31 protein-coding genes are annotated in these 25,880 nt (G+C 70.2%); 7 read left to right on the top strand and 24 right to left on the bottom strand.

Annotated elements, in window-relative coordinates; translation table 11 throughout:
• Window positions 1-2: 2 nt before the first annotated feature.
• From ITJ62_RS03835 to ITJ62_RS03815, 5 genes are read right to left on the bottom strand one after another with little or no spacing between them, the layout of a single operon-like run.
• The gene (locus ITJ62_RS03835) at window positions 3-815 is read right to left on the bottom strand and encodes an HAD family hydrolase (RefSeq protein WP_121293203.1); all 813 of its coding nucleotides are present in this window, start codon (window positions 813-815) and stop codon (window positions 3-5) included.
• On the bottom strand, window positions 812-1,966 hold the full coding sequence (locus tag ITJ62_RS03830; RefSeq protein ID WP_159453338.1) for a cysteine protease StiP family protein: 1,155 nt from the start codon (window positions 1,964-1,966) through the stop codon (window positions 812-814). Before ITJ62_RS03830 ends, ITJ62_RS03835 begins: the two co-directional genes overlap by 4 nt.
• Window positions 1,963-3,333, bottom strand: coding sequence for a phosphoribosyltransferase domain-containing protein (locus ITJ62_RS03825; RefSeq protein WP_194599752.1), 1,371 nt, complete (start codon window positions 3,331-3,333; stop codon window positions 1,963-1,965). The genes ITJ62_RS03830 and ITJ62_RS03825 overlap by 4 nt, the downstream gene beginning before the upstream one ends.
• 32 nt (window positions 3,334-3,365) lie before the next feature.
• The gene (locus tag ITJ62_RS03820) at window positions 3,366-4,559 is read right to left on the bottom strand and encodes an HpcH/HpaI aldolase/citrate lyase family protein (RefSeq protein ID WP_194599751.1); all 1,194 of its coding nucleotides are present in this window, start codon (window positions 4,557-4,559) and stop codon (window positions 3,366-3,368) included.
• A gap of 2 nt (window positions 4,560-4,561) precedes the next feature.
• Window positions 4,562-5,128 (bottom strand): hypothetical protein, encoded by a 567-nt coding sequence (locus tag ITJ62_RS03815; protein WP_194599750.1) that lies wholly within the window; start codon window positions 5,126-5,128, stop codon window positions 4,562-4,564.
• A 25-nt stretch (window positions 5,129-5,153) separates the two neighbouring features.
• On the opposite strand from ITJ62_RS03815, the gene ITJ62_RS03810 reads away from it, so the two are divergent.
• Complete coding sequence (locus ITJ62_RS03810; protein WP_194599749.1) at window positions 5,154-5,417, top strand: hypothetical protein; 264 nt, start codon at window positions 5,154-5,156, stop codon at window positions 5,415-5,417.
• A gap of 41 nt (window positions 5,418-5,458) precedes the next feature.
• Here ITJ62_RS03810 and ITJ62_RS03805 read toward each other — a convergent pair whose 3' ends face one another.
• The 6 genes from ITJ62_RS03805 to ITJ62_RS03780 form a co-directional block, all read right to left on the bottom strand.
• Window positions 5,459-6,010: a TerD family protein gene (locus ITJ62_RS03805; RefSeq protein ID WP_064295863.1), complete on the bottom strand. Its 552-nt coding sequence runs from the start codon at window positions 6,008-6,010 to the stop codon at window positions 5,459-5,461.
• Window positions 6,010-6,525 carry a hypothetical protein gene (locus tag ITJ62_RS03800; RefSeq protein WP_079704609.1) on the bottom strand — a complete coding sequence of 172 codons (516 nt, stop codon included), beginning with the start codon at window positions 6,523-6,525 and terminating at the stop codon, window positions 6,010-6,012. Before ITJ62_RS03800 ends, ITJ62_RS03805 begins: the two co-directional genes overlap by 1 nt.
• Window positions 6,526-6,579: 54 nt before the next feature.
• Window positions 6,580-7,791: a toxic anion resistance protein gene (locus ITJ62_RS03795; protein ID WP_079704610.1), complete on the bottom strand. Its 1,212-nt coding sequence runs from the start codon at window positions 7,789-7,791 to the stop codon at window positions 6,580-6,582.
• A 52-nt stretch (window positions 7,792-7,843) separates the two neighbouring features.
• Window positions 7,844-8,422 (bottom strand): TerD family protein, encoded by a 579-nt coding sequence (locus ITJ62_RS03790; RefSeq protein WP_079704611.1) that lies wholly within the window; start codon window positions 8,420-8,422, stop codon window positions 7,844-7,846.
• A 58-nt stretch (window positions 8,423-8,480) separates the two neighbouring features.
• The gene (locus ITJ62_RS03785; RefSeq protein WP_138945985.1) at window positions 8,481-9,071 is read right to left on the bottom strand and encodes a TerD family protein; all 591 of its coding nucleotides are present in this window, start codon (window positions 9,069-9,071) and stop codon (window positions 8,481-8,483) included.
• A 129-nt stretch (window positions 9,072-9,200) separates the two neighbouring features.
• Entirely contained in the window at window positions 9,201-10,424 is a 1,224-nt protein-coding gene (locus ITJ62_RS03780; RefSeq protein WP_079704613.1) for a TerC family protein, read from the bottom strand.
• A gap of 122 nt (window positions 10,425-10,546) precedes the next feature.
• On the opposite strand from ITJ62_RS03780, the gene ITJ62_RS19160 reads away from it, so the two are divergent.
• On the top strand, window positions 10,547-11,038 hold the full coding sequence (locus tag ITJ62_RS19160) for a MarR family winged helix-turn-helix transcriptional regulator (RefSeq protein ID WP_194599748.1): 492 nt from the start codon (window positions 10,547-10,549) through the stop codon (window positions 11,036-11,038).
• A 10-nt stretch (window positions 11,039-11,048) separates the two neighbouring features.
• On the opposite strand, the gene ITJ62_RS03770 is transcribed toward ITJ62_RS19160, so the two are convergent.
• Window positions 11,049-11,546 (bottom strand): GtrA family protein, encoded by a 498-nt coding sequence (locus tag ITJ62_RS03770; RefSeq protein WP_370581804.1) that lies wholly within the window; start codon window positions 11,544-11,546, stop codon window positions 11,049-11,051.
• A gap of 4 nt (window positions 11,547-11,550) precedes the next feature.
• Window positions 11,551-13,071, bottom strand: a complete 1,521-nt coding sequence (locus tag ITJ62_RS03765; protein WP_194599747.1) for a glycosyltransferase family 39 protein — start codon at window positions 13,069-13,071, stop codon at window positions 11,551-11,553.
• Window positions 13,072-13,278: 207 nt separating this feature from the next.
• Here ITJ62_RS03765 and ITJ62_RS03760 point away from each other — a divergent pair, with 207 nt between their 5' ends.
• Complete coding sequence (locus ITJ62_RS03760) at window positions 13,279-13,932, top strand: hypothetical protein (protein WP_194599746.1); 654 nt, start codon at window positions 13,279-13,281, stop codon at window positions 13,930-13,932.
• Window positions 13,933-14,141: 209 nt separating this feature from the next.
• On the opposite strand, the gene ITJ62_RS03755 is transcribed toward ITJ62_RS03760, so the two are convergent.
• A complete protein-coding gene (locus ITJ62_RS03755; protein WP_086472763.1) occupies window positions 14,142-14,315 on the bottom strand; it encodes a CsbD family protein in 174 nt (57 codons plus the stop codon).
• A gap of 253 nt (window positions 14,316-14,568) precedes the next feature.
• Here ITJ62_RS03755 and nhaA point away from each other — a divergent pair, with 253 nt between their 5' ends.
• Window positions 14,569-15,885, top strand: coding sequence for a Na+/H+ antiporter NhaA (gene nhaA, locus ITJ62_RS03750; protein WP_194599745.1), 1,317 nt, complete (start codon window positions 14,569-14,571; stop codon window positions 15,883-15,885).
• Here the strand turns inward: nhaA and ITJ62_RS03745 are convergent.
• From ITJ62_RS03745 to ITJ62_RS03720, 6 genes are read right to left on the bottom strand one after another with little or no spacing between them, the layout of a single operon-like run.
• Window positions 15,839-16,168 carry a CHY zinc finger protein gene (locus tag ITJ62_RS03745; RefSeq protein WP_194599744.1) on the bottom strand — a complete coding sequence of 110 codons (330 nt, stop codon included), beginning with the start codon at window positions 16,166-16,168 and terminating at the stop codon, window positions 15,839-15,841. The genes nhaA and ITJ62_RS03745 overlap by 47 nt on opposite strands.
• Window positions 16,165-16,761 carry an energy-coupling factor transporter transmembrane protein EcfT gene (locus ITJ62_RS03740; protein WP_086472768.1) on the bottom strand — a complete coding sequence of 199 codons (597 nt, stop codon included), beginning with the start codon at window positions 16,759-16,761 and terminating at the stop codon, window positions 16,165-16,167. Before ITJ62_RS03740 ends, ITJ62_RS03745 begins: the two co-directional genes overlap by 4 nt.
• Window positions 16,762-16,765: 4 nt before the next feature.
• The gene (locus ITJ62_RS03735) at window positions 16,766-17,476 is read right to left on the bottom strand and encodes an energy-coupling factor ABC transporter ATP-binding protein (protein WP_194599743.1); all 711 of its coding nucleotides are present in this window, start codon (window positions 17,474-17,476) and stop codon (window positions 16,766-16,768) included.
• Window positions 17,473-18,639: a thiolase family protein gene (locus tag ITJ62_RS03730; RefSeq protein ID WP_194599742.1), complete on the bottom strand. Its 1,167-nt coding sequence runs from the start codon at window positions 18,637-18,639 to the stop codon at window positions 17,473-17,475. The genes ITJ62_RS03735 and ITJ62_RS03730 overlap by 4 nt, the downstream gene beginning before the upstream one ends.
• Window positions 18,632-19,789, bottom strand: coding sequence for a class I adenylate-forming enzyme family protein (locus ITJ62_RS03725; protein WP_194599741.1), 1,158 nt, complete (start codon window positions 19,787-19,789; stop codon window positions 18,632-18,634). The genes ITJ62_RS03730 and ITJ62_RS03725 overlap by 8 nt, the downstream gene beginning before the upstream one ends.
• Window positions 19,786-20,391: a biotin transporter BioY gene (locus ITJ62_RS03720; protein ID WP_194599740.1), complete on the bottom strand. Its 606-nt coding sequence runs from the start codon at window positions 20,389-20,391 to the stop codon at window positions 19,786-19,788. Before ITJ62_RS03720 ends, ITJ62_RS03725 begins: the two co-directional genes overlap by 4 nt.
• 94 nt (window positions 20,392-20,485) lie before the next feature.
• Here ITJ62_RS03720 and ITJ62_RS03715 point away from each other — a divergent pair, with 94 nt between their 5' ends.
• Together ITJ62_RS03715 and ITJ62_RS03710 are read left to right on the top strand one after the other, a co-directional pair.
• Window positions 20,486-21,094, top strand: coding sequence for a TetR/AcrR family transcriptional regulator C-terminal domain-containing protein (locus tag ITJ62_RS03715; protein WP_194599739.1), 609 nt, complete (start codon window positions 20,486-20,488; stop codon window positions 21,092-21,094).
• A 125-nt stretch (window positions 21,095-21,219) separates the two neighbouring features.
• A complete protein-coding gene (locus ITJ62_RS03710) occupies window positions 21,220-21,720 on the top strand; it encodes a MarR family winged helix-turn-helix transcriptional regulator (RefSeq protein ID WP_071261330.1) in 501 nt (166 codons plus the stop codon).
• Between the two features lie 46 nt (window positions 21,721-21,766).
• Here the strand turns inward: ITJ62_RS03710 and ITJ62_RS03705 are convergent, their stop codons facing one another.
• Window positions 21,767-22,615, bottom strand: a complete 849-nt coding sequence (locus tag ITJ62_RS03705; protein WP_194599738.1) for a DNA/RNA non-specific endonuclease — start codon at window positions 22,613-22,615, stop codon at window positions 21,767-21,769.
• Window positions 22,616-22,738: 123 nt separating this feature from the next.
• Here ITJ62_RS03705 and ITJ62_RS03700 point away from each other — a divergent pair, with 123 nt between their 5' ends.
• Window positions 22,739-22,981, top strand: coding sequence for a hypothetical protein (locus ITJ62_RS03700; RefSeq protein WP_194599737.1), 243 nt, complete (start codon window positions 22,739-22,741; stop codon window positions 22,979-22,981).
• Between the two features lie 6 nt (window positions 22,982-22,987).
• Here ITJ62_RS03700 and ITJ62_RS03695 read toward each other — a convergent pair whose 3' ends face one another.
• The 3 genes from ITJ62_RS03695 to ITJ62_RS03685 form a co-directional block, all read right to left on the bottom strand.
• The gene (locus tag ITJ62_RS03695) at window positions 22,988-23,992 is read right to left on the bottom strand and encodes a zinc-binding dehydrogenase (RefSeq protein ID WP_194599736.1); all 1,005 of its coding nucleotides are present in this window, start codon (window positions 23,990-23,992) and stop codon (window positions 22,988-22,990) included.
• A 61-nt stretch (window positions 23,993-24,053) separates the two neighbouring features.
• Window positions 24,054-25,526: a serine hydrolase gene (locus ITJ62_RS03690; RefSeq protein WP_194599735.1), complete on the bottom strand. Its 1,473-nt coding sequence runs from the start codon at window positions 25,524-25,526 to the stop codon at window positions 24,054-24,056.
• 43 nt (window positions 25,527-25,569) lie between these two features.
• Window positions 25,570-25,854 (bottom strand): MerR family transcriptional regulator, encoded by a 285-nt coding sequence (locus tag ITJ62_RS03685; RefSeq protein ID WP_194599734.1) that lies wholly within the window; start codon window positions 25,852-25,854, stop codon window positions 25,570-25,572.
• Window positions 25,855-25,880: the final 26 nt, after the last annotated feature.

Below are 25,880 nucleotides of genomic sequence, written 5' to 3'. Positions count from 1 at the left end.
GGTCAGCGGCCCCGGACGGCTGCCGCCGTCATCAGCTGCAGCAGTTCCTCGCCGGCGAGGATGCCGCGCCGCTCGGTGACCGTCAGCGTGTCGATCGTGAAGCCCTCGTCGTCGAGCTCGCCATGTGCAGGCCGGAACGCGAGGTCGGCGGTCTCCAGCATCGACTGGTCGAGGAGCGAGTCGCCGGCCGCGAGCACGAGTGGGCCGTCGAGGCGGCGGGCTACCTCACTGACGGCATCGTGCTTCGTGAGCGTCCGGGGTACGCAGTAGAGCTTGCGTCCCTGCAGGGAGACCGTCCACCCGAGCCGTTCGCACTCCTGCTCGACCTGTTCGAGCCAGCCCGCCGGGATCGCGTCGCGCTCGACGATCGAGTAGAAGAACAGCGCGTCCGCGACGTTCGTCTTGAGGATCCAGGTCGGCGACGCCAACTCCTCGAAGCGCGCGAGTGCCTCGTCGAGCGGAGCGGTGTGGTCGGTGAGGTGCGCTCGCACCCGGTCGCGCCAGTCGGCGTCCGGGACGCCGTCGACGAGGATCTCGCCGCCGTTGCTCGTGATCGCGTACGCGGGTGCGCCGCCCGGCAGCTGGACCCGCTGATACTGCGCCACCGTGCGCGTCGTGACCGGCATGAACACGGCCTGCGAGCGCAGCTCGATCAGCAGGCGCTCCGACTCGCGCGTCATGAACGAGATCGGCACACCGTTCCAGAGCTCCGAGACGATGATCGACGGCGCCTCGGGGTCTGGCGTCTCGAGCCAGAACGCCTTCGGTGAGTAGATGAGGGTGCGGTCGAGGTCGCAGGCGACGAGGGCGCTCACTGGGCGTCTCCCGCCGCGGCGTCGCTCAACGGGTTGATGAGCCCGACACAGCTGTAGGGCAACCCGGGCACGACCTCGACCGGCACACCGCGCTGCTCGGCGAGCAGGAGCACGTGCGCGACGTCGTCGAGGGCGTCCGGCGACACGAGCACCTTCCACGGCACCCGGCGGAGCAGGACGCGGGTGGTCTCGCCGACACCGGGCTTCACGAGGTTCACGGTCGGGATGTCGTACTGTTCCCGGATCCGCTCGACGGCCTCCCAGCCGATCCAGCTCGGTTCGCGATCGGCCGCCGAGGCCTCCTCCACACCCGCGGCGACGTCGTCGACCACCTCGGCGAAGCGGCTGGAGACCGCGTCGAGGAAGGCGCCGGAGACGTCGTGACTGCTCAGCTCGCGGTAGAACTTGGCGCCGTGGAACTGGTCGTCGGAGAGCAGCTCGCGGTTGTACACCGTGCGGGACACGAGGCCGGAGACGGTGGAGTTCAGGCACGCGGAGGGGATGAGGTAGTCGTCGCGGGTGCCGTAGACGGGCACACAGTGTCCGGGGTCGGCGAGGACCGCCAGCTCGTCGGAGAAGCGGATGCCGTCGGTCTCGGCGAAGAGTTCCAGCGCCGCCGTCAGTTCGCGCGCGATGGCGCCCTTACCGGTCCAGCCGTCGACGAACGCGATCTGCTCCGGGTCGTGGTGCGCCGCAAGGTAGCGCAGCGCGGTCCCGTCGACGCCGACCCCACGCACGATGCTCATCGTGTAGTGCGGCACGTCGATCCCACGGACCTCCTTCGCCCAGCGACGCATGAGGATCCCGATGGGTGTTCCGGCGCGGGCGAGGGAGACCAGCACCGGCCGGTTCGCGCGGGAGGCCAGGACGAGGTCGGTGACGACGCCGACGGCCACCGCGAGGCGTCGGCTCGAGCGCGCGAGGGCGTCGCGGTAGAGCTCCTCGTACTCGGGGGAGGGCAGGTACTCGATGGGCAGCGACTCGGCGTAGTGCGCGCGACCGCTCTGGATCGCGGCCTCGCGTTCGGAGGCGTCGGCCTCGAGGCGGGTGTCGCCGAGGTCGGTCAGGAGCCAGCGCACCTCCGAGGCGTCGTAGGACCCGAAGTCCGGTCCGGTGAGCGGCTCGGGGAGGGCGGCGGCGTCGATGGTCACGGTGCGGGGTTCCATTCGGCTGGGGTCGGGACGGATTCGGAGAGGAGGACGACGATGACGTGGTCGGTGGCGGTCCGCAGCGCCTCGACGACGCCGTCGGGCCGGAGCAGGAGCTCGCGGTCGGCGCCCGGCTCCGGGAACAGGACCACCGCCGCGAACCGTGAGCCACCGCGGGAGAGGTTGTAGGCGAAGCGGGGTCCGAAGCCGTCGATCGTGCGGTCGTGGCTGGTGAAGGACACCGCGCTCGCGATGGCGTAGTCGTCACGGTCGATGACGGCGATGGGGGATCGCGTGGTGGTGGAGAAGCGCGTCGCTCCGCGCGTGCGGTCGAGGTGGTCGGCGACGGCCAGCGGTACCGCGATGAACTCCTCGGAGCCGAGCACCACGACCTCGCCGTCCGGCAGCTCCGGAAGGACCCGGTCGGCGATCGCGGCGGTCACCGCGTCGTCCAGGCGTCCTGGCGCACCGAAGCGCGCGCTCCGCACGGGCGGCAGGCCGGAGGCGTCCACGACGACGACGTCGCCGGCAGCGGTCGATCCCGCGACCGATGCGGCCGGTGCAGCGTCGATGACCGCTCGCGCGCGGGCGAGGACGTCCTCCGGAAGGTCGACGGCACCCACGCCGAGCGCCACGACGGTGATCCGCGTGCCGAGGCGGTCGGCGAGGTCGTCGAAGCGCTGCCGGTCCGCATCCGAACGGAGGTCGATGAGGCCCGCGACCACCCAGTGCGCCTGCGGCGTGGTGGCGTGCAGCGCGGTGATCGTGTTGCGCACGGTGCGTCCGGTGCTCAGCTCGTCGTCGACGAGCACCGTGGTGCCGCCGACCATGGCCCACGCGGGGTCGCTCGGGTACAGGCGGTGGTCGCTCGCGTGCGAGTGCTCTTCCTCGAACGGCGTGAAGGGCACGTCCGCCTCGTGCCTCGTGGAGTGGAGGTAGGGCGAGCCGAGCGCGTCGGCGACGATGTGGCCGAGCCCGGTCGCCGTCTCGGCATAACCGACGGTCACGAGCTCCGGGCCGGCCGCTGGGGCTGCATCGCGGAGCTGGGCGAGGTGCTCGCGCACGGCGGTGAGGGCGACAAGACCCTCAGCATCCGGCCGTTCCCGACGGGCCAGGAGCTGCGCCACCGTGTCGAACGGAGCCGTCTCCGGATCGCTGCCGTCGAGCGCGCTCCGCACCAGCAGTCCGAGCAGTTCGCCGGCGGCGAGTGCCAGTCCGGGCACGGTCGGCACGTGTTTGGCGAGGACGGTCGACACGAGCAGCTGCGCGCGTTTGGGGTTGTCGCGGAGCGCCAGACCGACGAGGTCCTCCACCGGGATCAGGCTCCGGGACGCGTCCGAGCGCAGGCCGATGCCGACGGCGTTGCGCACGAAACCGCCTGTCCATGCGCCTGTCCATACGGTCACCGCATGCTCGTCTCGAGGAGGTCGACGAAGGTCGTCTCCTCCGCAGCCACCCCGAAGGCATCCGCGCGGAGCAGGGTCTTGCGCGCCCACGCCTGGTGCGGTTTCATCTCGTTCATCTTGTTCCGGTAGGGGGAGGCGTTGGCGCCACCGCCCACGTCGCCGACGACCGAGAGGGCGTCGACGTACTCCTCGTGGCTCACGACCGACATCGCGTGGACGACCGGTACGTGGCTCGGGTGGATGACCGTCTTGCCGAGCAGTCCGTTCGCCTGGTCGAGCGCGATCTCGCGGATGAGGCCGTCGAGTCCCTTGAGGAGGAGCTTCTGACGCAGCTGCGCCTCGTTCGCGTCCTGGAACGGCGTCATGCGCAGCTGCGGGCGCATGAGCCGCTCCGCGTTGTGGAAGTGTTCCCAGACCGTGCCGGTGATGACGAAGTCGTCGCCCGGTCGACCGAAGACGTTGACGACGTCGGCGATGACCGAGGAGACGAGTTTCACGTCGTACACGGTGAGGTCGCGGGAGCGCCGGAGCGAGAAGGCGCTCGAGAGGTCGGTGGCGCCGATCCGGACCGCCAGGACGTCCTCGCGGTGGGCCTTGGTGACGTCGACGATCCCGGAGAGGGTGTCGTCGCGGGTCTCGCGGTGGATCATCCGCGGCGACTCGAGGATCGGCATGACCCGGAGGCGACGCGCGCCGTTCGACCCGTCCTGCCCGTAGTCGCGCTGCACGCGGCCGAGTGCTTCGAAGAAGCGGTCCGCCACCCCGTCGCTGTTCTCGTACTTGGGGATGACGAAGCCGCTCAGGAGGTCGAGTCCCGGACCGAGGAGCCCGGCGACCCGCTCGAGCTGCTCGGGCGTGCGGACGCGGATGAAGAGCAGCGGCAGCACGGGCCGTTTGGACCCCGAGCTCTTGGTGGCGAGCTGCTGCATCGCCTCCGCGACGTTCGTCTCGGCGAACTCGACCGCGTCGTCGGGGACCGAGTCCTCGAGGCACAGCACCATGCTCAGGCAGCCGTGCTTCGCCTGCTTCACGACGTCCTTCGCGAGCGTCGGGCGCGTGCCGGGACTGTAGAGCGTCGCGCCGAGTGCCGCCGCCACGTGTTCGGGTGGGGAGTCGATGCTGATGGGGCTCGGGAGCTTGTGGAACAACCGCGACGCGCGCTTGTCGTCGACGTAACTGAAGTGGCGCATGGTCATCGTCTCCGGGGTTCGCGGGCGACGACGTACGGCGTCGGCTCGAAGCCGAACTGCTGCAAGAGCGTCTGGAGGGGGATCTCGGCGGGAAGGGGTTCGAGGCGGAGTTCGAGTCTCGACCCGATGCGCAGCAGCGAGACGACCGGCGGTGCGCCGGTGTCGTCAGCGGCGGCGAAGCTCTCGCCGTCGAAGAGCTGCACCGTCAGCGGGTGACCGGCTGTGCCGACGAACAACGCCCGCCGGATGAGGTGCACGTGCCGGAGCGCGAGGATCGCGTCGCCGCCGTCGAAGCCGAGCAGCGGCCGGTTGCCGGGCGTCGTCACCGGCGTGCCGTCGACACCGTCGGCGGTCGCGACCCCCGTCACGAGTTCGACGGTCTCCCACGCGATCGCCGTCGCTCCGCCGACGATGAGACTGCCGATCGCGGACTGACGCGGGTCGAGCCGGACCAGCGGGGTCTCGTCGTCGAGGACGCGGACCTCCTCGGCCGTCGGGGCGGGGAAGGGCTGTGGGGTGCTGGGCGTCGACGGGGGCGGCGACGCCGCGTTCACCGAGGGGGTCACCACGGCGGGCGTCGAGGGCCCGCCAAGCGTGAGTCCCGTCGACGGTGCCGACGGTGCCGACGGTGCCGACGGTGCCGACGGTGCCGACGGTGCCGACGGTGCCGACGGCGCTGCCGATGCCACCGGGGCAGGGCGTGCGGCGGCGGGCGTCGACGGCCCGCCCAGCGTGAGTCCTGTCGACGGTGCTGGCGACGCGGCGGGCGCCGCGGGGGCAGGCGCCGCAGGGGTGCTCGCCACCGGCTCGACCTGCGCGACCGGCTCAGGCCTCGGCTTCACCCGACGACGGAGGTAGTCGATGTCCCGTCGCACCGGGGAGGTGTTGAGCGGCACGGCTCAGAGGTCGATTCTGAAGTCGCGTGCCACGCCGGCGAGCCCGCCGGCGTACCCCTGCCCGAGGGCACGGAACTTCCAGTCCGAGCGGTGCCGGTACAGCTCGGCGAGGAGCAGCGCCTGGCTGCTGCGGACCTCGGCGATCGGCACGTCGAAGCGCACGAGCTCCCGACCGTCGGGCGTAGCGACGCGGACGAACGCCGAGCGCACGGGCGAGAAGTCGCCGGGGCCGCGGACGTCGGGGTCGATGTAGAGCAGGAAGGCGATCTTCGACACGGCGTCCGGCACGCGCGACAGCTCGACGTCGATCTCCTCGTCGTCGGCCTCGGACGAGAAGGTGACCGCGCCGTCCTGGCTCTCGACCTGGTTGAAGAACACGAGGTGGTCGTCGGACAGCGCCTTGCCGTCGTCGCCGCACATGATCGCCAGCGGCACGGGTTCGCTCTGCGGCCCACGGCTCGCGATGACGTCCCAGCCGAACCCGATGAGCACCGCGTCGAGACCGGGGTTCTCGGCGGTGAGCGCGGCGTTCGCGCCCGCGATCAGTGACGCCATCAGTGCGCACCCAGCACGAGACCGGCGTCGGGCTCCTGGAACTTGTCGGAGAGGAACCGACCGTGCGTCGAGAGTTCGGCGATCGCGCCGATGCGGATCTGGTTGAGGAGGTCGCGGATGGTCTCCTCGATGAGCTCCAGCTGACGTGCGAAGACGATCGTGCTGCGGGAGTCGTCGGTGCGGTCCGCGGCCGGCAGTGCGAGGAAGGAGCGCAGTGGGCTCGGGAGGTAGTCCGTCACCATCGCGGCGAGGAGCACGCGCTGCTCGGTCGACGCACCCTGGTCGGCGATCGTCGCGACGACGAGGCGCAACTGGTCGTCGATCTGTCGGAGCTGCGAGGTGAGCAGCGTGGGGAGGTCGCGCCCCACGGAGCGTACCGAGTCGCGGAGTTCGTCGAGGTGCCGGGCCGTCTGCTCGTCCTCGGTCTCACCGACGGGCGCCGGCGTGGCGTCGACGACGCCGAGCGGCTCGGCCCCGCCGGTCCGCAGTGCGTTCAGCAGTCGTCCGAATGCCATCCCTCGTCCCCTTCGTCCTCAGCGACCCGTGCGCCCGGTCACCCGAGCGTGAGGCTACCGCAGTTCGCGCTGCTCGGCCTGACGGCTGCGCTCGAGGTACGGCTTCGCCTTCTCGAGGCCCGACTCGAGCGCGTTGACGGTGCCCTCCATGTTCTTGGCGGCTTCGGCACGGAAGGTGTCGATCGCGTCCATGGTCTGGAAGACGTTGTCGAACGCGCGCTGCAGGGTCTCGACGCTGACACCCGCTGTGGAGGCCTGCTGGTGGATGCGCGTGGTCTGGTCCTTCAGCATCTCGCTCGTCTGCAGGATCATGTTGTTCGTCGTGGTGTTGATCGCGTCGATCTGGTCGAGGACCATCTTCTGGTTCGCGAGGGCCTGCGCGACGACGACGGCGGTCCGCAGGGCGGCGATCGTCGTGGTGCGAGCGCGGTCGACGCCCTTGATGAGCTCGAGGTTGTTCTTGCGGATGAGGTCCATCGCGAGATAGCCCTGCACCGAGACGGCGAGCTGCGTGAGGATGTCCTGGTGGCGCTGGCGCACGGGGAAGAGGACGTCGGCCTCGAGCTTCTGGGCTTCCTCGATGCGTCCGGAGGAGCGGGCTTCGTCGATCTTGGCGACGCAGGCGGCGTCGAGCGCCTTCGCGAAGACGGCGTACTCACTGAGCGCCTGCATCGTCTCCCAGAGCTGGACCTTCTCGCCGGCGAGGGCGGCGTTGTCCTTCAGGAGTTCGTCCTGGCCGGCCATGAGCGACTTGATGATCTTGTCGAGCTGGGTCTGCGCGGACTCGTACTTCTGGAAGTACTTGGCGAGCTTGTTGCCGCCCGGGATGAACCCGAGGATCTTGCGGCCGACGCCGAGGTCCGCCTGGTTCGGCGTGAGGTCCTCGACGGTGCTGCGGAGGTCGCCGAGCGTGGTCGCGACCTTGATCTGCGCGCTGTCACCCGAACGCTTCGCGCCGGCGACCGAGGTCGACGAGCGGTCGAGCATGCGGGAGGAGTACCCGCTCGACTGCACCATCTCCTTGCCGCCGATCTGGGAGATGCCCTCGATCTTCTGCGTGAACTCGGGCGAGCGCGGGTCGAGCGTCGCGACCTCCGTCACGAAGGAGCGGGCCTGCTGCTGGATCTCCGTCTGGCGCTCTGCCGGGACCGGGACCATGCCCGGTGCCTCTTCGGCCTGCACGACGTCCGGTGCATCCGGAGCGTGCAGCACGAGGGAGGCTGCTGCCTGTTCGTTGGCGTCTGGCGGAGTGAGTGGCGTGCTCATGCGGTCGACCTTGCTCTCGTGTGTGGCTTGCTCGTGGTGGAGGCGTCGGTGCTCAGCCGAGCGGGACGCCGAAGTCGCCGGCGATGCCGGCGAGACCGGTGGTGTAGCCCTGGCCGACGGCCTTGAACTTCCACTCGGATCCGTTGCGGTAGAGCTCCGAGAACAGCATGGCGGTCTCGGGGGCGGCGTCCTCGCTGAGGTCGAAGCGGACGATCTCGGTGCCGTCCTGGTCGACGATGCGGCAGTACGCTCCGCGGACCTGGCCGAAGTTCTGGCGTCGCTCGTCGGCCTTGTCGATCGACACGGCGATGATCACGCGCTCGACGTCTGCCCCGACCGCGTTCAGATCGACCGAGATCTGCTCGTCGTCGCCCTCGCCGTCGCCGGTGCGGTTGTCGCCGAGGTGCTTGACGGAGCCGTCCGCTGAGGCGGGCTGGTTGTAGAAGATGAAGTCGGCGGAGGAGCGCACCTTGCCGTTCGCGCCGACGAGCAGTGCCGAGGCGTCGAGGTCGAACGCCTCACCGCTCGTGGTGCGCGGGTCCCACCCGAGACCGACCGTCGCGACGGTCAGGCCGGGGCTGGTCTTCGTGAGCGAGAGGTTGTTGCCCTTTTCGAGGGTGAGTCCTGCCATGGTGATCGCTTCTCCTTCGGAACTGCGCTGTCGCGCGGGGGACTGCTGCGGGTGGTGCTCAGAGCGCCTGGGCGGCCGGGCCGAGGAGGTCCATGACGGAACGCCCGTTGGCGCGCTCGCCGATCGCCTTGAAGGTCCAGCCGTTGCCCTCGCGTGAGACCTTCGACATGATCATCGCGGTGTGCGGACCGGAGTCGGTGAGCTGGTAGCGGGCGACCTCGGGGGAGCCCGGGGTCGAGTCGTCGATGATCCGGCTGAAGGCGTTCTGCACGGTGTCGAAGGTCTGGCGGCTGTAGCTGCTGATCACGAAGACGATCTGCTGGACGGACGGGGCGACCTTCGAGAGGTCGACGAGGATCGTCTCGTCATCACCGTCGCCGGCGCCCGTGAGGTTGTCGCCGGTGTGGCTGGCCGAGCCGTCCTTGCTCGCGAGCTGCTGGAACCAGATGGTGTCGAGCACCTTGCCGGTGGCGTCGAAGAAGATCGCCGAGGCGTCCAGGTCGATGTCGGGTGCGGACGAGCGGCCGAAGAAGCCGCGCTTCACCGGTGCGACGCCGTCCCAGCCGAGGCCGAGGCGGATCCGCGTGAGCGAACCGCCGTCCTGCTTCGTCAGCGAGAGCGACTGGCCCTTTTCCAGACTCAGACCCATGGTTCCGTCTCCTAGATGCTTCGTCGTGTTGCTGGTGGTGAGGTGTGGGACGTGCGCCCCCGGCCGAAGCTGGGAGCGCACGTCCACGTTATCGGTTCAGCCGGGCGAGCGCCCGGATTCCCGGTCCGTTCAGAGCAGGCCGCGTGAGTCGGAGCTCTTCGCCTGCAGCTCGTGGGCCCGGGCGAGCAGCCGCTGGAGCTCCTCGTCGTCGGCCGCTTTCGCCTGGTGCTTGGGCTTCAGGTTCGCGAACGACTTCTGGCGCTCGACCATGCGGGTGTAGCTCGTCTCGAGTTCGACCTCGTCCACGTGGTGACCGTCCGGGATGTCCTCCGGGGAGTCGGCGTGGTCGACGATCTTCTTCGCCTGGGTGCGGGCGTCGCTGATGATCGTGTGCGCACGACCGGCCGGGCTGAGGAGCGAGGCGAGGACCGTGACGGTCAGGATGCCGATGATGACGATGAGCGACAGACCCGTGCTGATCTCGAACACCGGGATGTGCTCGCCACCGTTGAGGAACGGCAGGGTGTTCTCGTGCAGCGCGTGCAGGACGAGCTTCACACCGATGAATCCGAGGATCGCCGCCAGGCCGTAGCTCAGGAAGATGAGGCGGTCGAGCAGGCCGTCGATGAGGAAGTAGAGCTGACGGAGGCCGAGCAGCGAGAACGCCGTCGCGGTGAAGACGATGTACGGGTTCTGCGTGAGGCCGAAGATCGCGGGGATCGAGTCGAGTGCGAAGAGCAGGTCGGTGCCGCCGATGGCGACCATGACGAGCAGCATCGGCGTGAGGACCTTCTTGCCGTTCTCGATGGTGACGAGCTTGTCGCCGTCGTAGCGGTCGGTCGTCTTGAAGAGCCGCTTGGCGAGACGGATGACGAAGTTGTTCGCGTCGTCGCTCTCCTCCTCCGGGCGGAGGAGCTTGATCGCCGTGAAGATGAGGAACGCGCCGAAGATGTAGAACAGCCAGGACCAGGCGTTGACCGCGGCGGCACCGAGGAAGATGAAGCCGGTGCGGGCGATCAGGGCGAAGACGATGCCGAAGAGGAGCACCTTCTGCTGGTCGGCCCGCGGCACGCGGAAGCTCGACATGATGATGAGGAAGACGAAGAGGTTGTCGACCGACAGGGCCTTCTCCGTGATGTAGCCGGCGAAGTACTCGGATCCGAGTGTGCCACCGCCGAAGAAGAGGACGCCGAGGCCGAAGACGATGGCGATACCGACGTAGAGGGCCGACCACTTCGCGGCTTCCGGCAGCGTCGGCTCGTGGGCCTTGCGCACGTGGAAGATGAAGTCGAAGGCGAGGAGGGCCAGAATGCCGACGATCGTCAGCAGCCAGACGTATCCGGGGATTTCCATGGGCTGTGTTCTCCGCAGCGCTCGAGGTGGGGGACGGGTGATGTTTAGTTGGTGCCGTCCCACTATATAGTTGGTATGGTCGAACCAACACCCGAACGCACGTATTCAGAAAGAATTCAGCTATGAGCGATGACGTCGACCCCGCCGAGGCGGGAGCCGTCATCCAGGCGTCCCTCGCGACGGTGCTCCGCTGGTCCACCAGGGCCGACAACCGGCGGTCGCTGCACGATGCCGAAGGTGCCGCCCTCACCGCCACTGACGCGTGGCTCCTCGAGTACGTCATCACCGCCGGACCGATCCGCATGTCCACGGTCGCGGGCTGGATGGACGTCGACAAGTCGACCGCGACGGCCGAGGTGCGCCGTCTCGAGGAGGGTGGTCTCGTCGTCCGGGAGACGGATCCGAGTGATCGCCGCGCGGTGCTCGTGAGCGCGACGGAGGAGGGACGGACCGCCCTCGAACGACACCGGCAGGCGGCGCAGCAGGTCTACAACACGCTCGTCGGCAAGTGGAGCGAGCGCGATCGAGCGGAACTCGCCCGGCTGCTCTCGCGGTTCGTCGACGAGTTCTCCTGGGTCAGCGACGCCGTCTCGCAGCACAACGCGAGTCGCTGACCGGACGGCCTCACGGGTCGACGCGCACCGGGATCGGTCCAGTCCGCTCCGCCCGCGGCCCGTACACCCAGAAGCGGTAGAGCACGAAGCGGAACGCGGAACCGAGCGCCAGCCCGACGATGTTCGCAGACACGTTGTCCGCCAGCGGCGTCGTCAGGTGCATCGCGTCGTGGGAGACCCAGAGGCAGGCCAGGGCGATCGCGCCGCCCGCGAGACTCACCAGACCGAACTCGAGCGCTTCGCGGGCGACGTCCGAGCGCCGATGCGCGCGGAAGGTGAGGAGCCGGTTGCCCACCCAGTTGGCCACGATGGCGAGTGTCGTTGAGATGCCCTTCGCCACGAGCAGCCCGGAGGTGCCGGTGTGGAGGAACACGGTGTACGCGAGCAGGTTGAAGACCCCGACGTCGACGAGGAAGCCGGCGCCGCCGACGAGGCCGAAGGCGGCGACCTCGCGGACGATCGGTCGCCGGAGCAGTGCGCGCGGGTCGGGAAGAGGTCGGATCACCACCGCGTCACGACCTGACCAGCTCGAAGACGATGCTGCGGTGGACGGGGATCCGCTGCTCGACGTGGTAGCCGAGCGCCTCCAGATCCGCCACGTTCGGAGAGGTGCTCGAGCCCTCGACGACCCAGACGGTGTCGTGGCCGATGAGCCGGTCGTGGATCTCCGACAGCGGCGCGGCCAGGTCCCAGAGCTCGGGGCGGTCGCGGTAGCTCGTCTCGAGCGCCACGTCGTCGAGGCCGGCGAAAGCCTGCGGGTAGAGGTCGATCGCGAGCCGTGACTTCCGCGAGGGCTTCACCGACTGGTCGAAGACGACCGCGTCGCCTGGCGAGGCATGGGCCTGGACGACCTCCGCGGTCTGCCGGAGGTCGCTGCCGTCGTCCTTCGCGAACGGGCCGCGCTGTTCCGCGAGGACCGGGATCGCGAGCGCCAGCACGAGCGCGACACCGACCGCGGTCGCCACCGCGCGGTCCACCTGCGTCGGCAGGAGGTCGACGATCGTCCGGAGTCCGAGCGCCATCATGATGGCGACGGCCGGGACGCAGAAGGTGACGTAGCGGAGGTTGTACATCGGCGTCACGAGGGTGTTGCCGATGATGAGCAGCGCGGTCGGTGCGAGCGCCCAGACGGCGATCATCGCGAGGGCGCGACGCTGCCGGGACGATCGGCGCACCACGAGGACGCCGATGGGGGCGAGCACGATGAGCAGCCACGCGAGGACGGCGAAGGCCGGCGTCTGGAACCACTGGCCGACGAGTACCGATTCCGGCGTCGCGTAGTCCCGCCTACCGAGGAACGCGATCTGCTCGCGCTGCGCGATGCCCGCGATCACGATCGGAGCGCCGAGGACCAGTGCGCCGACGAGGGACCAGCCCCACGCTCGCATCACTCGCCGCCCGGGGCGTTGGAGCACCATCCACGTGGCGTGCACGAGGAGGAGCATCGCGAGGTACAGGAACAGGTACATCGAGGCGGCGCTCGCGATGGCGAAGAGTGCCCAGCTGCGGCGTGATGTGGAACGGCGCCGCACGAGCGACACGAACCAGACCGTCAGCCACACGACCGCGGCCATGCCCAGCGCATAGGAGCGCGTCTCGGCGCCCATCCTCGTGACCTGGGGGATGACGGCGAACACGAGGCCCGCCGTGATGCCGATCGCCGGGGTGAAGATGGACCGCGCGAGCACGACCGTGCCGGCCGCGGCCAGACCGACGCCGATCGCGCTCGGGAACCGTGTGACGGCCTCGGCGGTCCCGAAGGCGCCGGTCCAGACGTGCAGGAACGCGTAGTACAGGCCGTGGACGGCGTCGATGTGGCCGACCATCCCGAACAGGACGGGGAGGGGGCGTTCGGCGGCGAGGACGCTCGCCGCCTCGTCACCCCAGTACGACGGCGTGCCGATGCCGATGAGCGAGACGACGGTGGCGAACAGGCCGACGACCCATGGTGCGGCGCGGCCGCCGAGGAGGGTGTGGAGGGCGTCCCACCGACGGCGCGAGGGCGCGGTCGGGACGGTGATCGTCGCAGTCATGGGTTCCCCTCGGACGCGACAACCTGGCGCGTCGTCTCATCGTCCGCCGCTCGGATGAACGCCAGCAGAGAGATTCCTGAGAGGGCGCGGGGGATCCCGCCCGGACCCGACGGCAGGTGGCCGGCCGCCCCGGTGGGGAGTTGTCCCCATCGCGCGGCAACGGCGCGCGGGACAGACTGCTGGAGTCCGCCGCCGAAAGGAATCCCGATGCAGCTCTCCCGCGTCACCGCCCTGATCACCGTCCCCGTTGCAGCCATGCTCGTGCTGGCCGGGTGCTCCACGCCGTCGGCCCCCGACGCGAAGCCGACGGAGAAGGCCTCATCGTCCGCGACGTCGAAGCCGACCTCGACCGGATCGGCTGACGGTGAGGTCACCGAGCCTGGAGCGCAGGTCGGGATCGATGAGCCGATCGTCTACGAGTCGCAGGGCACCGACGGCGTCACCGCGCTCATCAGCGCGAAGCTGACCGAGGTCACCCCCGCGACGGCCGACCAGGTCGCGTTCCTCAAGACGCAGTTCGACGGCGGGGAGCTCGACGGCTACGACATCACGCTCATCCGGCTCGAGATGAGCAAGGTGTCGGGCGACCCGGTGGCGTTCAACAGCGACGCGACCTCCTTCTCGCCTGTCGACGCCGATGGTGAGAAGGTCCAGGAGGCCACGCTCATCGGGTGGGACGAGTGCGGATCCGAGTCGTTCACCGAGGAGTTCGACGCTGGCGCGCCGATCACGCAGTGCTACGTCGCGGCGGCTCCCGCCGGTGGCAAGGCTCCAGCCGGCCTCATGTACGACGGCGGCTTCACCGACCCGAACCCGTACGACTCCTTCGACGGCGACCCGATCCTGCTCATCAAGGACTAGCTGTACTGCAGGCCTGAGTGCCCTTCGACAGGCTCAGGGGCCGAGGGAGGTCCACCGGGTTGGCGGGGTTTCTCCGTGTGCCCTTCGACAGGCTCAGGGGCCGGGGGAGGGAGGTCAGGGACCGGGGGAGGTGAGCCGCGTCGGCGTCACTGCGGACAGACGAACGCCGGTGACCCGAGCGGGTCACCGGCGTTCGTGTGATCAGGAGGTCAGTTCTTGAACGCGTCCTTCACGTTCTCACCGGCCTGCTTCACGTCGGACTTGGCCTGGTCGGCCTTGCCCTCCGCGACGAGCTTGTCGTTGTCGGTCGCCTTGCCGACGGCCTCTTTGGCCTTGCCCGCGAGGTCTTCGGCGGCGTTCTTGATCTTGTCTGCTGCGCTCATATGGTGCTCCTCACATGTTCTTCGGGCTGTCGATCCGCATTGATCGAATCCGACAGGGCGACCTGGTGGACGCCCTTCACTTCTACACCCGCGACCTCCACGTCCGCACGGGGTCCAGCAGACTCCCAGAGAACTCGGGTGCCGATGACGCTCAGTGGATAGGATGGAGGCTGGTGCGCCGGGAAGTCTGGTCGGCGGGCGATCGATCGGGATCGCTCTGCTGCTCGACCGAACCCTCCCCCGAAGGATCCGTATGCCCGACGCTCACCGCTCCCACGACCTGCCGGCCGACCAGGCCCCGCACTCGATCTGGCGTGGCATCCACCAGACGCTCCAACAGGACACCGTCGGTGGTGCCCTCCTCGTCGTCGCCACCGCACTCGCGCTCGTGCTCGCCAACACCGGTGCCTCCGAGTTCTACCTGAGCGTCCGCGACTTCACGTTCGGTCCGGAGGCGCTCCATCTGAACCTCTCCGTCGGTGCCTGGGCGGCCGACGGGCTCCTCGCGATCTTCTTCTTCGTCGTCGGTCTGGAGCTCAAGGAGGAGTTCGTCGCCGGCAAGCTCCGGAACCCCAAGACCGCGGTACTCCCCATCGCCGCTGCGGTCGGCGGAGTGGCCGTGCCCGCCGTCATCTACGTCCTCATGAACCTGAGCGCAGGGCCCGACGCGCTGCAGGGATGGGCGATCCCGGCCGCCACGGACATCGCGTTCGCCGTCGCCGTGATCGCGGTGGTCGGCAAGTTCCTGCCGCCGGCACTGCGGACCTTCCTGCTCACACTCGCCGTGGTGGACGACCTCATCGCCATCAGCATCATCGCGATCTTCTACACCGACCACATCGAGTTCCTGCCGCTGGCGCTCGCCGCGGTGCCGCTCGTCGTCTTCGCTGTGCTCGTCCAGCGTGGCGTGCGGGCCTGGTGGGTGCTCATCCCGCTCGGTCTGTGCACCTGGGCGCTCATCCACGCGTCCGGTATCCACGCCACGGTGGCCGGCGTGCTGCTCGGCTTCATGGTGCCGGTCATCGCGACGAAGCGCGCGCGCGTGCAGGTGGGGACCACCGCTGAGGGACGACCGGTCTACGACGGGCTCGCCGCGCACTTCGCCGACCGCTGGAGCGTCGTGTCGACGGCTGTCGCGGTCCCGATCTTCGCGTTCTTCTCCGCGGGCGTGGTCATCGGCGGGATCTCGGGGCTCGTCGAGTCGTTCCAGGACACCATCGCACTCGGGATCATCGCCGGGCTCGTCCTCGGCAAGCCGATCGGCATCACGGTGACGACGTTCCTCGTCACGCGCCTGCCCGGGCTCAGGCTCGACCCCTCGATCCGCTGGGTCGACCTCGTCGGCATGGCGTTCGTCGCGGGCATCGGCTTCACCGTCTCGCTCCTCGTCGGTGAGCTGTCCTTCGGTGTCGGCAGCGCGTCCGACGACCACGTCAAGGTCGGTGTGCTCGCCGGCTCACTCATCGCCGCCACCATCGGTGCCGCGATCCTCGCCGCCCGCAACCGCGTCTACCGGCGCGCGGTCACGGCTGGAAGTAGTACGCCGAGTGGAGGCGGCAGCCCGGATTGAACCGGGCCTCGCAGTTCGGACACGCGTCGACCTGCAGATAGCGGTCGATCGTCAGTTCCGTCGAGCACACGCCGCACAGGATCGCCTCGCGGTCGCGCTGCTCGCGCGGCCACTGCTCGGCTGGGTGGTCGGCGCACTCCGCGTGGCACAGGTGGCACGGGTAGTACTCACCGCAGCAGGCGAAGCGGATCGCGATGACGTCGAGCGGGGTCGCGTAGTGCACGCAGCGCGTCTCGTCGTCGACCGTCTTGCCGAGGACGCGCACGGTGTCGCCGCCGCTCACCGGACGCCCCGGGCGGTGAGGGCCTCACCGAGCTCGTCGGCGTGCTTCAGCGACACCACGAGGAACGGCACGACGAAGGTCACGAGGTTCGACCCGGCCCCACGCGCCCGCTGCGCTTCCCGGACGCTCGTCGCCAGGCGGGCGAGGACCGGCACCGTGTTGATCGCGACGGCGAGCATCAGGGCGATGCGCGAGGGGTCGACACCGAAGCGACCCAGGGGCTGGAGGACGCGCTCGAAGGCGTCGAGCAGGTCGGCGACCCGCGTGCTCAGCACGAGGAGCGCCGCGAGCAGGATGGCGGCGACGATGCGGGAGGTGTTCGACACGGCGGACTCGACGTCGAGGAACAGCAGTTGGCCGGCCACCGTGATGGTGATGATCCAGCGGATGAGCAGGAGCTGCCGTCCGAGCTCGCCGAGGCCGAGGCCCGAGACGAGGTAGGCGAGGACGGTCACCGTGGTGGCGATGCCCGCGGTCCACCAACTCGTCGGCAGGAGCGAGATCGCGAGCACCACGATGAGGATGCCGAGCGCCTTCGGGCCGGCCGGCGCGCGATGGAGCCAGCCGGAGCCAGGGCGGTAGAGGGTGATCACGCCGTCACGACCGCAGGCTCGCGCGGTAGGCCGCGACCACGTCGTCCGGTGCACCCTGGGCGACGACCCGCCCGCCGTCGAAGAGCAACGCGGTGTCGCAGCGGGCGGCGAGCTCCAGGTCGTGGGTGACGAGGAGGAGCTGATGGCCCGCCTCGGGGTGCAGGAGGTGGTCGGCGACGGCGGCGCTGTTGCGGGCGTCGAGGTAGGCGGTGGGTTCATCGGCGATGAGCAGCGCCGGCCGCCGGATCACGGCCCCGCAGAGCGCCAACAGCTGCTTCTGGCCACCGGAGAGTTCGTAGGCGGACCGGTCGGCGAGCGTCGTCAGACCGAACTCGTCGAGCGCGTCGGCGACCTGGGCGGCGATGTCGGCCTTCGACGCCTTCGTGCCCCGGAGGGAGAACGCGACGTCCTCCGCCACCGTCGGCATGACGATCTGTGCGTCCGGGTTGCTGAACACGATGCTGACGAGCCGTCGAAGGGTCGCCGTGTCCTTGGCTGCATCGACCCCGTGGACCTGGACACTGCCGGCGGTCGCTCGCGTGAGGCCGCCGACGAGCCGGGCGAAGGTGGACTTGCCAGAGCCGTTCGCGCCGATGACCGCGATGCGCGCGTCGTCGAGGTGGAGCGTCACGTCGTCGAGTGCGACGGTGTCGCCGAGACGTGCGGTGACGCGGTCGAGACGGATGGCGGATGACTGGTCGATGTCCCCGATCATCGCACGACCTCGAACACCGCGGCGACGCCGAGACCGCCGCCGACCGAGGCCGCCGCCACCCCGATCGTGCCCGCCGGAGCGCCGCCGCGGACGAGCCGCGAGAACAGGCGGACCACGGCGACCGCACCGCTCGCGCCCCACGGGTGACCGAGCGCGAGGGCGCCGCCGTCGGCGCAGAGACGTTCGTCGTCCTCGGCGACACCGAGTCGGTCGAGCACGGCGAGCGTCTGGGCCGCGAACGCCTCCACGATCTCGAACGCGGCGACCTGCGCGAGGTCCACGCCGGCCCGATCGAGGGCGTCGAGGATCGCCGGCGCGGCCCCGATCCCCGGCAGTGCCGGGTCGCAGCCGACGACGGCGTGCGCCCGGACGGCGAGACCGGGCGTCGCACTCCCGTGGGCGGGCCCGCCGGGTCCGCCAGGTCCGCCGGGCACGACGAGCACGGCAGCCGCACCGTCGCTCACCCGGCAGGTGTTGCCTGCGGTGAGGGAGCCGTCGGTGAAGAGCGGCGTGAACCGGGGGAGCAGACGCTCGATCCCGCGGCGCGGCGCCTCGTCCTGCTCCGCCGCCCCGACCAGCGGCACGAGCTCGTCGGTGAACCGTCCGGCGGCGACGGCGCTCGCCGCACGGTGCGTGCTCCGCGCCGCGTAGGCGTCCTGGCGTTCGCGGGAGATCCCGTCGTGCGCGGCGAGGTCCTCCGCGGCGCGGGTCATGTCGGGGTCGTTCCAACCCGCCGGCGCGAACGGTGCGCGTGCGTAGGCGACGCCGTCGACGGAACGGGTCGGCGCGGTCGAAGCGCTCTCGACCCCGCCGGCGATCCGTGGCCGATGGTCGCCGGCGCTGATCGCCGTGGACGCCTCGATGATCGCCGCGAGGCCGCTGCCGCACTGCCGATCGACGGTGAGCCCGGGCACGGTGAAGCCGAGTCCGGCCCCGAGTGCCGCGACACGGGCCGGGTTGCCGCCAGGCCCCATGCAGTTGCCGAGGACGACGTCCGCGACCACCGGCGGCAGACCCAGTACGTGCGTCGCGTCGTCGTGCACGGCGCGGACGACGGGGACCGCCAGTTGCTCGACCGTGAGCGCGGCGAGGGCGCGCCCGCGCGTCGCGATCGGTGTCCGGCGGGCCGCGACGATGCGCGGGAGGGCGTGCGACTCAGTCAAGGGACGCCACCGTCCCTGCCGCGAGACGGTCGGCGAGCTCCGCGCGGGCGGCCTTGCCGGTGACGGTGCGGGGCAGCTCGTCGACGACGAACCAGCGTCGGGGCCGATGGGTCGGCGACAACAGCGGTGCGAGGGCGTCGCGGAGCATCGCGCGGGTCGGACGCGCGCCCGGGTGCAGTTCCAAGACGGCCGTCACGAGCGATCCGACCCCGGCGTTCGGCAGGCCGAGCACGACGGCGTCGTCCACCTCGTCGAGTCGGCGCAGGGCCCCCTCGACGTCGGCGGGGATGACGGTCGCCGCGGCCGTGAGGATCGCGTCGTCGGATCGGCCGAGGAGCGTGACGATCCCGTCATCGATCCGTGCGCGGTCGCCGACGGTGGACCAGTCGCCGTCGCGTCGGAGCGGTCCCGAGCCCCCGAGGTACCCGGTCGCGACGAACGGCGATCGGACCCAGAGGACGTCGTCGTCCCGGACCTCGAGCTCGACGCCGGGGAAGGCACGGAGGCCCGGTCGATCCGGATCGTCGCCGTCGTCGACCGCCACGAAGGAGAGCTCGGCGGCACCGTAGTAGGACACGACACGGATGCCGAGGTCCTCCGCCCTGGTGCGGAGCCCGGGGTCGAGTGCGGCGCCGCCGATCAACGCCACCCGCAGGCGGGGCGGCACCTCGCCGTCGAGCAGTGCCCGGAGGCTGTTCGGGGTCCCGTGGAACCGCGTCGCGTCACGGGCGTCGTCGGGGGTGAGCGCGTGGGTGGTCGGGAGGGCGAGCGAGCAACCGACGGCGGCCGCATGGGCGACCGAGAACAGGGACAGCGACGACGCGGGCGGCGACGACAGCGCGAGGACGTCGTCCGGCCCGAGGTCGAGCAGCGCGCCGACGGCCGGGAAGGAGTCCACCCACGACTCTGCGGTCCTGAGCACGATGCGCGGCTCGCCGGTGGTGCCGGAGGTCAGCGTCGCCCAGCCCTGGGCCGGCTGTGGACCGGCCGCGGTGGTGCGGTCGCGGACGGAACGCCAGTACGACTCGCTCCACCGGTCGTCGCCGATCAGTGGCACGCCGCCGGCCGCCCGCACCTCGAGCGCCCGGCGGACGAGGTCGGTCGGCGCCCCGCCGCGCAGCGGGACGAGGTGCCCTGCACGCACGGTCATCCGATCCGGGCGGGCTCGCCGGGACGCGTGGAGCCGGCGCCGGCCGCGTTGCGGAACGCGCGTGGGTAGGCGCGGGCGAGCGTCATCGTGATCACCGTCGCGAGCACGACCTTCACGAGGTCGCCCGGTACGAAGACGAGACTCTGCAGGGCGGTCTCGCCGAGCGACAGGCGCGTGACGAGCGACTGCACCGGGATGCCGAACGCGTAGATGACGCCGATGCCGCCGACGAACACCCCGAGCGCGGTGCGCCACCAACGCAGCCGACGCCCACCGGCGTGCACGATGAGCCCGATGACGAAGACGCCGACGATCCAGCCGAGGAGGTACCCCCCGCTCGGTCCGACGAAGACACCGATCCCGCCGCGACCGCCGGACAGGAGAGGCAGGCCGATGGCGACGAGGGCCAGCAGCACCAGCATGGAGAGCATGCCGCGCCACGGGCCGAGGATCGCGCCGGCGAGCATGACGCCGAGGGTCTGCGCCGTGATGGGCACCGCGCCGAGCACCGAGAACGCGCCGGGCAGGCCGAGGGCGGCCACGATGGCGGCGAACACGGCGATGCGTGCGATGTCGGTCGCGTCGATCCGGAGTCTGCTCATGCTGGGTCCTTCGTCGGGATGGTCGGTTCGCCTAGGGCGGATGGATCGCACCTGAACGGTGTTCACTTGAACAGCGTTCACTATAGTGGTGCTCATGTCCGGTCCCGCAACAGCGCGCCATCGGCGCGACGACGTCGCTCAGGTGGCCCTTCGCATCCTCGACGATCACGGCCTGGCCGACCTCACGATGCGCCGCCTCGCCGCGTCGCTCGACGTCCAGCCGAGCGCGCTGTACTGGCACTTCGAGAACAAGCAGACCCTCATCGCCGAGCTCGCCGACCGGATCGTCGACGCCCACCCGGCACCGGTCGATGCCGTGTCCGAGGCCGGTTCCGACTGGCGCGAGCGGACGCGCGTGGAGGCGGAGGCGCTGCGTGACGCCCTCCTCGCCTATCGAGACGGCGCCGAGGTGGTGTCGAGCACCTACGCGCTCGGGCTCGGTTCCGGACGTGCGCTCACCCGGCTGACGGACGCGGTGTCGGTGGCCGGGTTCGACGAGGCCACGAGTCGACGTGCGGGCACGGTGCTGCTCCACTTCATCCTCGGGCACGTGTCGCACGAGCAGCAACGGATGCAGTACGACAGCGTCGGTGTGCTGGCCGACGGTGCGACGGATCCGCTCGGCCAGGAGGACCAGGCACAGGCGTTCGCCTTCGGGGTCGGTCTGCTCGTCGACGGCCTGGCGGCGCTCTCCGTCCGCTGACGGCCCTGGTTCCATCGACCGCTCCGGGTCCGCCGATAGCACAGCGTCGATGGAACCGCCCACCGTCTGGATCGGTGGCAGCCCACGGTAGCGTTGGTGCAGGCAGGACGTGAGGGAGGCCGGTGATGGCGAAGGGTGATGACGACGACGTCGACATCGTCATCGACGCCTGGGCGAACGCACTGCCCGACGTGGACTTCGCACCGCTCGACGTGGTGTCCCGTCTCCGTCGGCTCGTGCCGCACCTCCAGGAGGTCCGACGACTGTCGTTCGCCGCGAGCAACCTGCGGCCGTGGGAGTTCGAGTTCCTCTCCATCCTCCGCCAGCACGGAGCGGACGGGCTGACGCCGTCCATGCTCGCCACCCGACTGGGTATCACGAGCGGCAACCTCGCGAGTCAGCTCGATCGCCTGGCCGCTCGCTCGCTCGTCGCCCGACAGAAGAACGAGGCCGACGGCCGGAGCAAGATCGTCGTCCTGACGACCCTCGGTCAGCAGCGGGTCGACGAGGCGATGCGTCGGCTGGTGGACGACGAGAACGCGATGCTCGCCGACCTCAGCCACGAGCAGGTGGCCGTGCTCATCGAGAGCCTGCGGGTCATCGGCGCGGCGCTCGAGCGTCGGTAGGGCTCTGTTCCCCTGCCCTCCGACAGGTTCAGGGACCGGAGCCGCCTCAGAACCGCAGGTCGGACGGGTCGCTCAGCTCGATCCAGGTGTCGGTGTCGGGGCGCACCGTCGCGGGAGCCGGCTCGAGGACGTCGGCGGAGGCGAGGGCACCGAAGTCGAGACCGGTGAGGCCCGCGAGGTCGAGGATCGGCAGCTGGAAGGTCCGGAACGGGCCGAGTGGGGGCACGGCGGTGGCGTTTTGCGTGTCATCGATCGCACTGGACCGGCCGAGGTCGATGTCGTCGAGCTGCGCCGACTGGTCGAGGAGGTAGCCGCTCGCCGCGAGCGCTCCGCCGTTCGACCACGCCGCCACCTTCCAGAACCGCCGCGGGATCTGTACGCCGCGGTACAGCGGGTCCGTGTCGGCGAACACCGGCCCGGTGAAGACCGACAGCCGCCGACGTCCGGCCGAGGCGTACTCGAGGACGAGGTCCTCCAGGCCGTTCCAGAGCTCGAGTGACTGGTTGAAGTCCGCAGCCTGCGGTGCGGCGTTCGTGTAGCAGAAGGTGTCGACGTTGGCCTGCCGGGCGATCTCGACGGGCCCCCAGACCGGGTCCCTCCGGCGCACGAGGTGGCCGCGGTCGAGGTCGTTGCGGGCGTAGAGCTCAGGGCCGGCCTGCTCCTCGTCCGGCACGCGGTCGTCGAGGTGCCAATCGTCTCCGCGCCCGAGGTCGAGGAGGGCGGCGCCGTCGATGTCGACGGCGGTGGCGGCTGCCAGCCGACGATCGGGGTCGAGCAGCACGGAGAAGTGCGTGTAGTCGAGGGCCCGGAGTCGCGCATTGGCCGTCGGGTCGGCTGGAGCGGGGATGGCGAGTGGATCGGCGAGGCCGAGGAAGCCTGAATCGAAGCCAGTCATGAACATGAGTCGATCATGGTTTTGGGTCGAAAGAAAGTGCGGAGCGATGGCGCGTTCGTCGTCGACATGGAAGCTACCGTTCTCATACTTCTGTTTCAGTATGAAGTTTGATATATTACAACCATGACCACGATCTACCAGAACCCGCACCGAACCAGCGACGCCCGCATCCTCGCGGCGCTCGTGTCGGCGACCTTCCTCGTCGACGCCCTGATCGTGTTCGGCATCGGATTCCTCCCCGGCGTCTCGGGGATGGACGGCGGAGCCACCGTGGCGACGGCGACGATCCTGACCGCGGTCCTCTTCGCGGTGCAGGTCGTGGTCGTCGTCGTGCTCGCGCGCCTCGCACGAGCATCCATCGCCTGACCCGACTCAGAAGCGGATCTGTGTCTTCGGTCCGCCGCCGGGCGCGCGGGGGAGGCCTGCGGTCAACACCCGTGGCACGTCGTCCAGGCCGATGACCGTGCCGATCAATCGCCGGACCGTGTCACCCATGGAGGCGAAGCGTCGCGCCGCCTCATCGATGCAGTCGGATCCGCCGAGCACCGCGTGGAGTGTGGCGTCGAGGGCGATGAGTCTGCCTGAGGGCAGCCCCACGTCGCCGCCGGGCACGCCGAGCAGGGCGATGCGGGCGCCGGCGGTGGCGTTGTCGAGGAGGCGACGTGTGACCTCGGCCGAACCCGTCGCCTCGATGATCACGTCGAAGCGCTCGTCACCGAGGTCGGCCGGATCGCGCGTGGCCAGGCCGAACTCCGCGGCGAACCGCCGATCGGACTCGCGGCGGGCCACGACGGTGACGGATGCCCCGGAATCCGCGGCGAAGAGCGCGGCGAACATGCCGAGGGTTCCGGCGCCCCAGACGAGCACACGGTCGCCGGGCCCCACCGCCGTGAGTCGGACGCCACGGAGTGAACAGGAGGCGGGCTCGACCATCGCGCCGAGGTCCGCGTCGACCCCGGCCGGGAGGCGATGGACCGCGCGTTCGGGGACGACGAGGAGTTCTGCGAGGGCGCCGTCCAGTTGCCCGAGGACGCCGAGTTCGAGATGGTCGGGACAGAGGTGGTGTCGGCCCGAGGTGCAGAGCGTGCAGACGCCGCACCCGATGAAGGTGTCGCCGGTGACGAGGTCTCCCGCTGCAGTCGAGGTGACACCCTCGCCCACCGAGGCCACCCGACCGGCCCACTCGTGGCCGGGTTGGAGCGGCAGGGTCGTGCGTCCGTCGGCGAGGTACGGCATGGTGCCTCGGAAGAGCGCGACATCCGTGCCGCAGAGTCCTGCGCGTTCGATGTGGATGAGGACCTCACCCGGTCCGGCCTGTGGATCCGGTCGATCGAGGACGGTGGCCTCGTTCGGTGCGGTGATGCGTACGGCTCTCATCCGGTCTCCTCGTCGTGACGGCGCTGGTCGGAGCGTCGTGGGGGTATGCCGCCGTCTCAGCTCACCAGGACGACTTGCCTCCGCCTGCGACGACCGCGCTGGGCCGCTGCACCTCGGTGAGACGGGAGGTCCGGAGCGGCGTCGTCTCCCACCAGGCGTCGAAGGTGCCGGCAGCCGGGTCGATCTCGACGTGCATGCGGTGGGGGGTCTCGATGAAGATCGCGTCGACGCGGAGAACCCGAGCTCCGTCTTCGCCGCCGGTGCCCCAGGCGGCACTCGCCGTGATCGGTCCGTGCGTCCGCCAGGCGCCGACGCCGGGGATGATCTCCACCCGGTCGTCGCCCTCGTGCACGACCAGCACGGTGTCGTCACCCTCGCCCGCCGTCATCTCGAGCGCCGTCAGCTGCGCCAGGCCGGTATCGGCCGCAGCAGCGAACGTCCGCCCGGCGAGCTCGCGCAGTGACCCGGACGAGTCGGTCTCGTCCGACGCGTCGAGCGGTGGCAGGGCGAGCCCTGCCAGGCGTTCGAGCAACGCCTGATCAGCGGTTGTGCTCGCACCGCGCTCCGCGTCGGAGACCTCGCCGGTCCCGAACGCCGGCAGCAGGTGCTCCCACGCGGCGTTCAGCACGGCCTGCATGTCGAGACTCTGACCCGTGATCGCCAGGACGACGTCGTGCTTCGGCAGGACGACGCAGTACTGACCGTAGGCGCCGTCGCCACGGAATCCGTGCCGGGCCATCCAGAACTGGAACCCGTACCCCTGCGCCCAGTCCGACTCCGGGTCGTCGCCGTTCGCGATGTGCGATCGTGTCGCCTCGGCGACCCACTCCGACGGCAGGAGCTGCCGCCCCTCCCACTCGCCACCCTGCAGATAGAGCTGCCCGAGTGCGGCGATCGCCTCCGTCGTCGCGTGCAGCCCGCTGTACCCGAGCTCGAAGCCCTCGTCGTCACGCTGCCAGTCGAACTCGCCGATACCCAGCGGCTCGAGCAACCGCGGTCGCAGGTAGTCGGTGAGCGTCCCGCCCGTGACGCGCTGGACGATCGCCGCGGCCGTGTACGTGCAGGGCTGGTTGTACGCGAAAACGGTTCCCGGGTCCTCGTCGGGCGGGAGGAGCAGGAAGCCGCGGACGAGGTTCGTCGGGTCGATCGCAGCGGCCCGCATGATCGTCTCCTCGCGGTGGCCGCTCGCCATCGCGAGCACGTGTCGCACGCGCATGGCGCGGCTGCGGGGGTCGGTGATCTCGGCGTCGAGCTCCGGGAAGTGGCTGATGATCGTGTCGTCGAGTCCGAGCAGACCCTCCTCGACGGCGAAGCCGACGGCGGTCGAGGTGAAGCTCTTGCTCAGCGAGTACAGCAGGTGCACCCGATCGGCCGAGTACGGCGCCCACCAGCCCTCGGCGACGACGTTCCCGCCGCGCAGGAGCATCAGGCTGTGTGGTTCGACGTTCGGCGTGTGCTCGAGGGCCGTGATGAACGCCTCGATCCCGGCGGCGTCGACGTGCTGGGCGGACGGAGTGCTTCGCTGCAGGCTCATCCCTCCATGCTGCCACCTGCCGGCGGTCGGATCGACCCGACCCTCAGTCCTGGTCGGCGTCGAGCTGGTCGCGGAGCCCCTGGTTGATGTCCTCGAGGTCCAGCACGCGAGCGATACCGGCGAGGTTGACGCCGTCGTCGCGGAGATCGGTGACGCGCTTGAGTCGCTCGATGTCGTCCTCGCTGTAGCGACGGGTGCCACCTTCGGTCCGGGACGGGGTGAGGAGGCCTTTGCTCTCGAAGAGCCGCAGGGAAGCCTCCGGGACGCCGGCGAGCTGGGCCGCGACGGCGATGCCGTACACGGGTGTCGTGCCGTCACGTTCGGCCATGCTTGAGATTTCCTTTGAACGGGTTG

Origin of the sequence: Plantibacter sp. VKM Ac-2876 (assembly GCF_015350715.1) — a bacterium.
In the GTDB taxonomy this organism is placed as follows: Bacteria; Actinomycetota; Actinomycetes; order Actinomycetales; family Microbacteriaceae; genus Plantibacter; species Plantibacter auratus.
The sequence above is the reverse complement of the archived record's forward strand: the minus strand, read 5'-3'. Positions and strand labels throughout refer to the sequence as shown.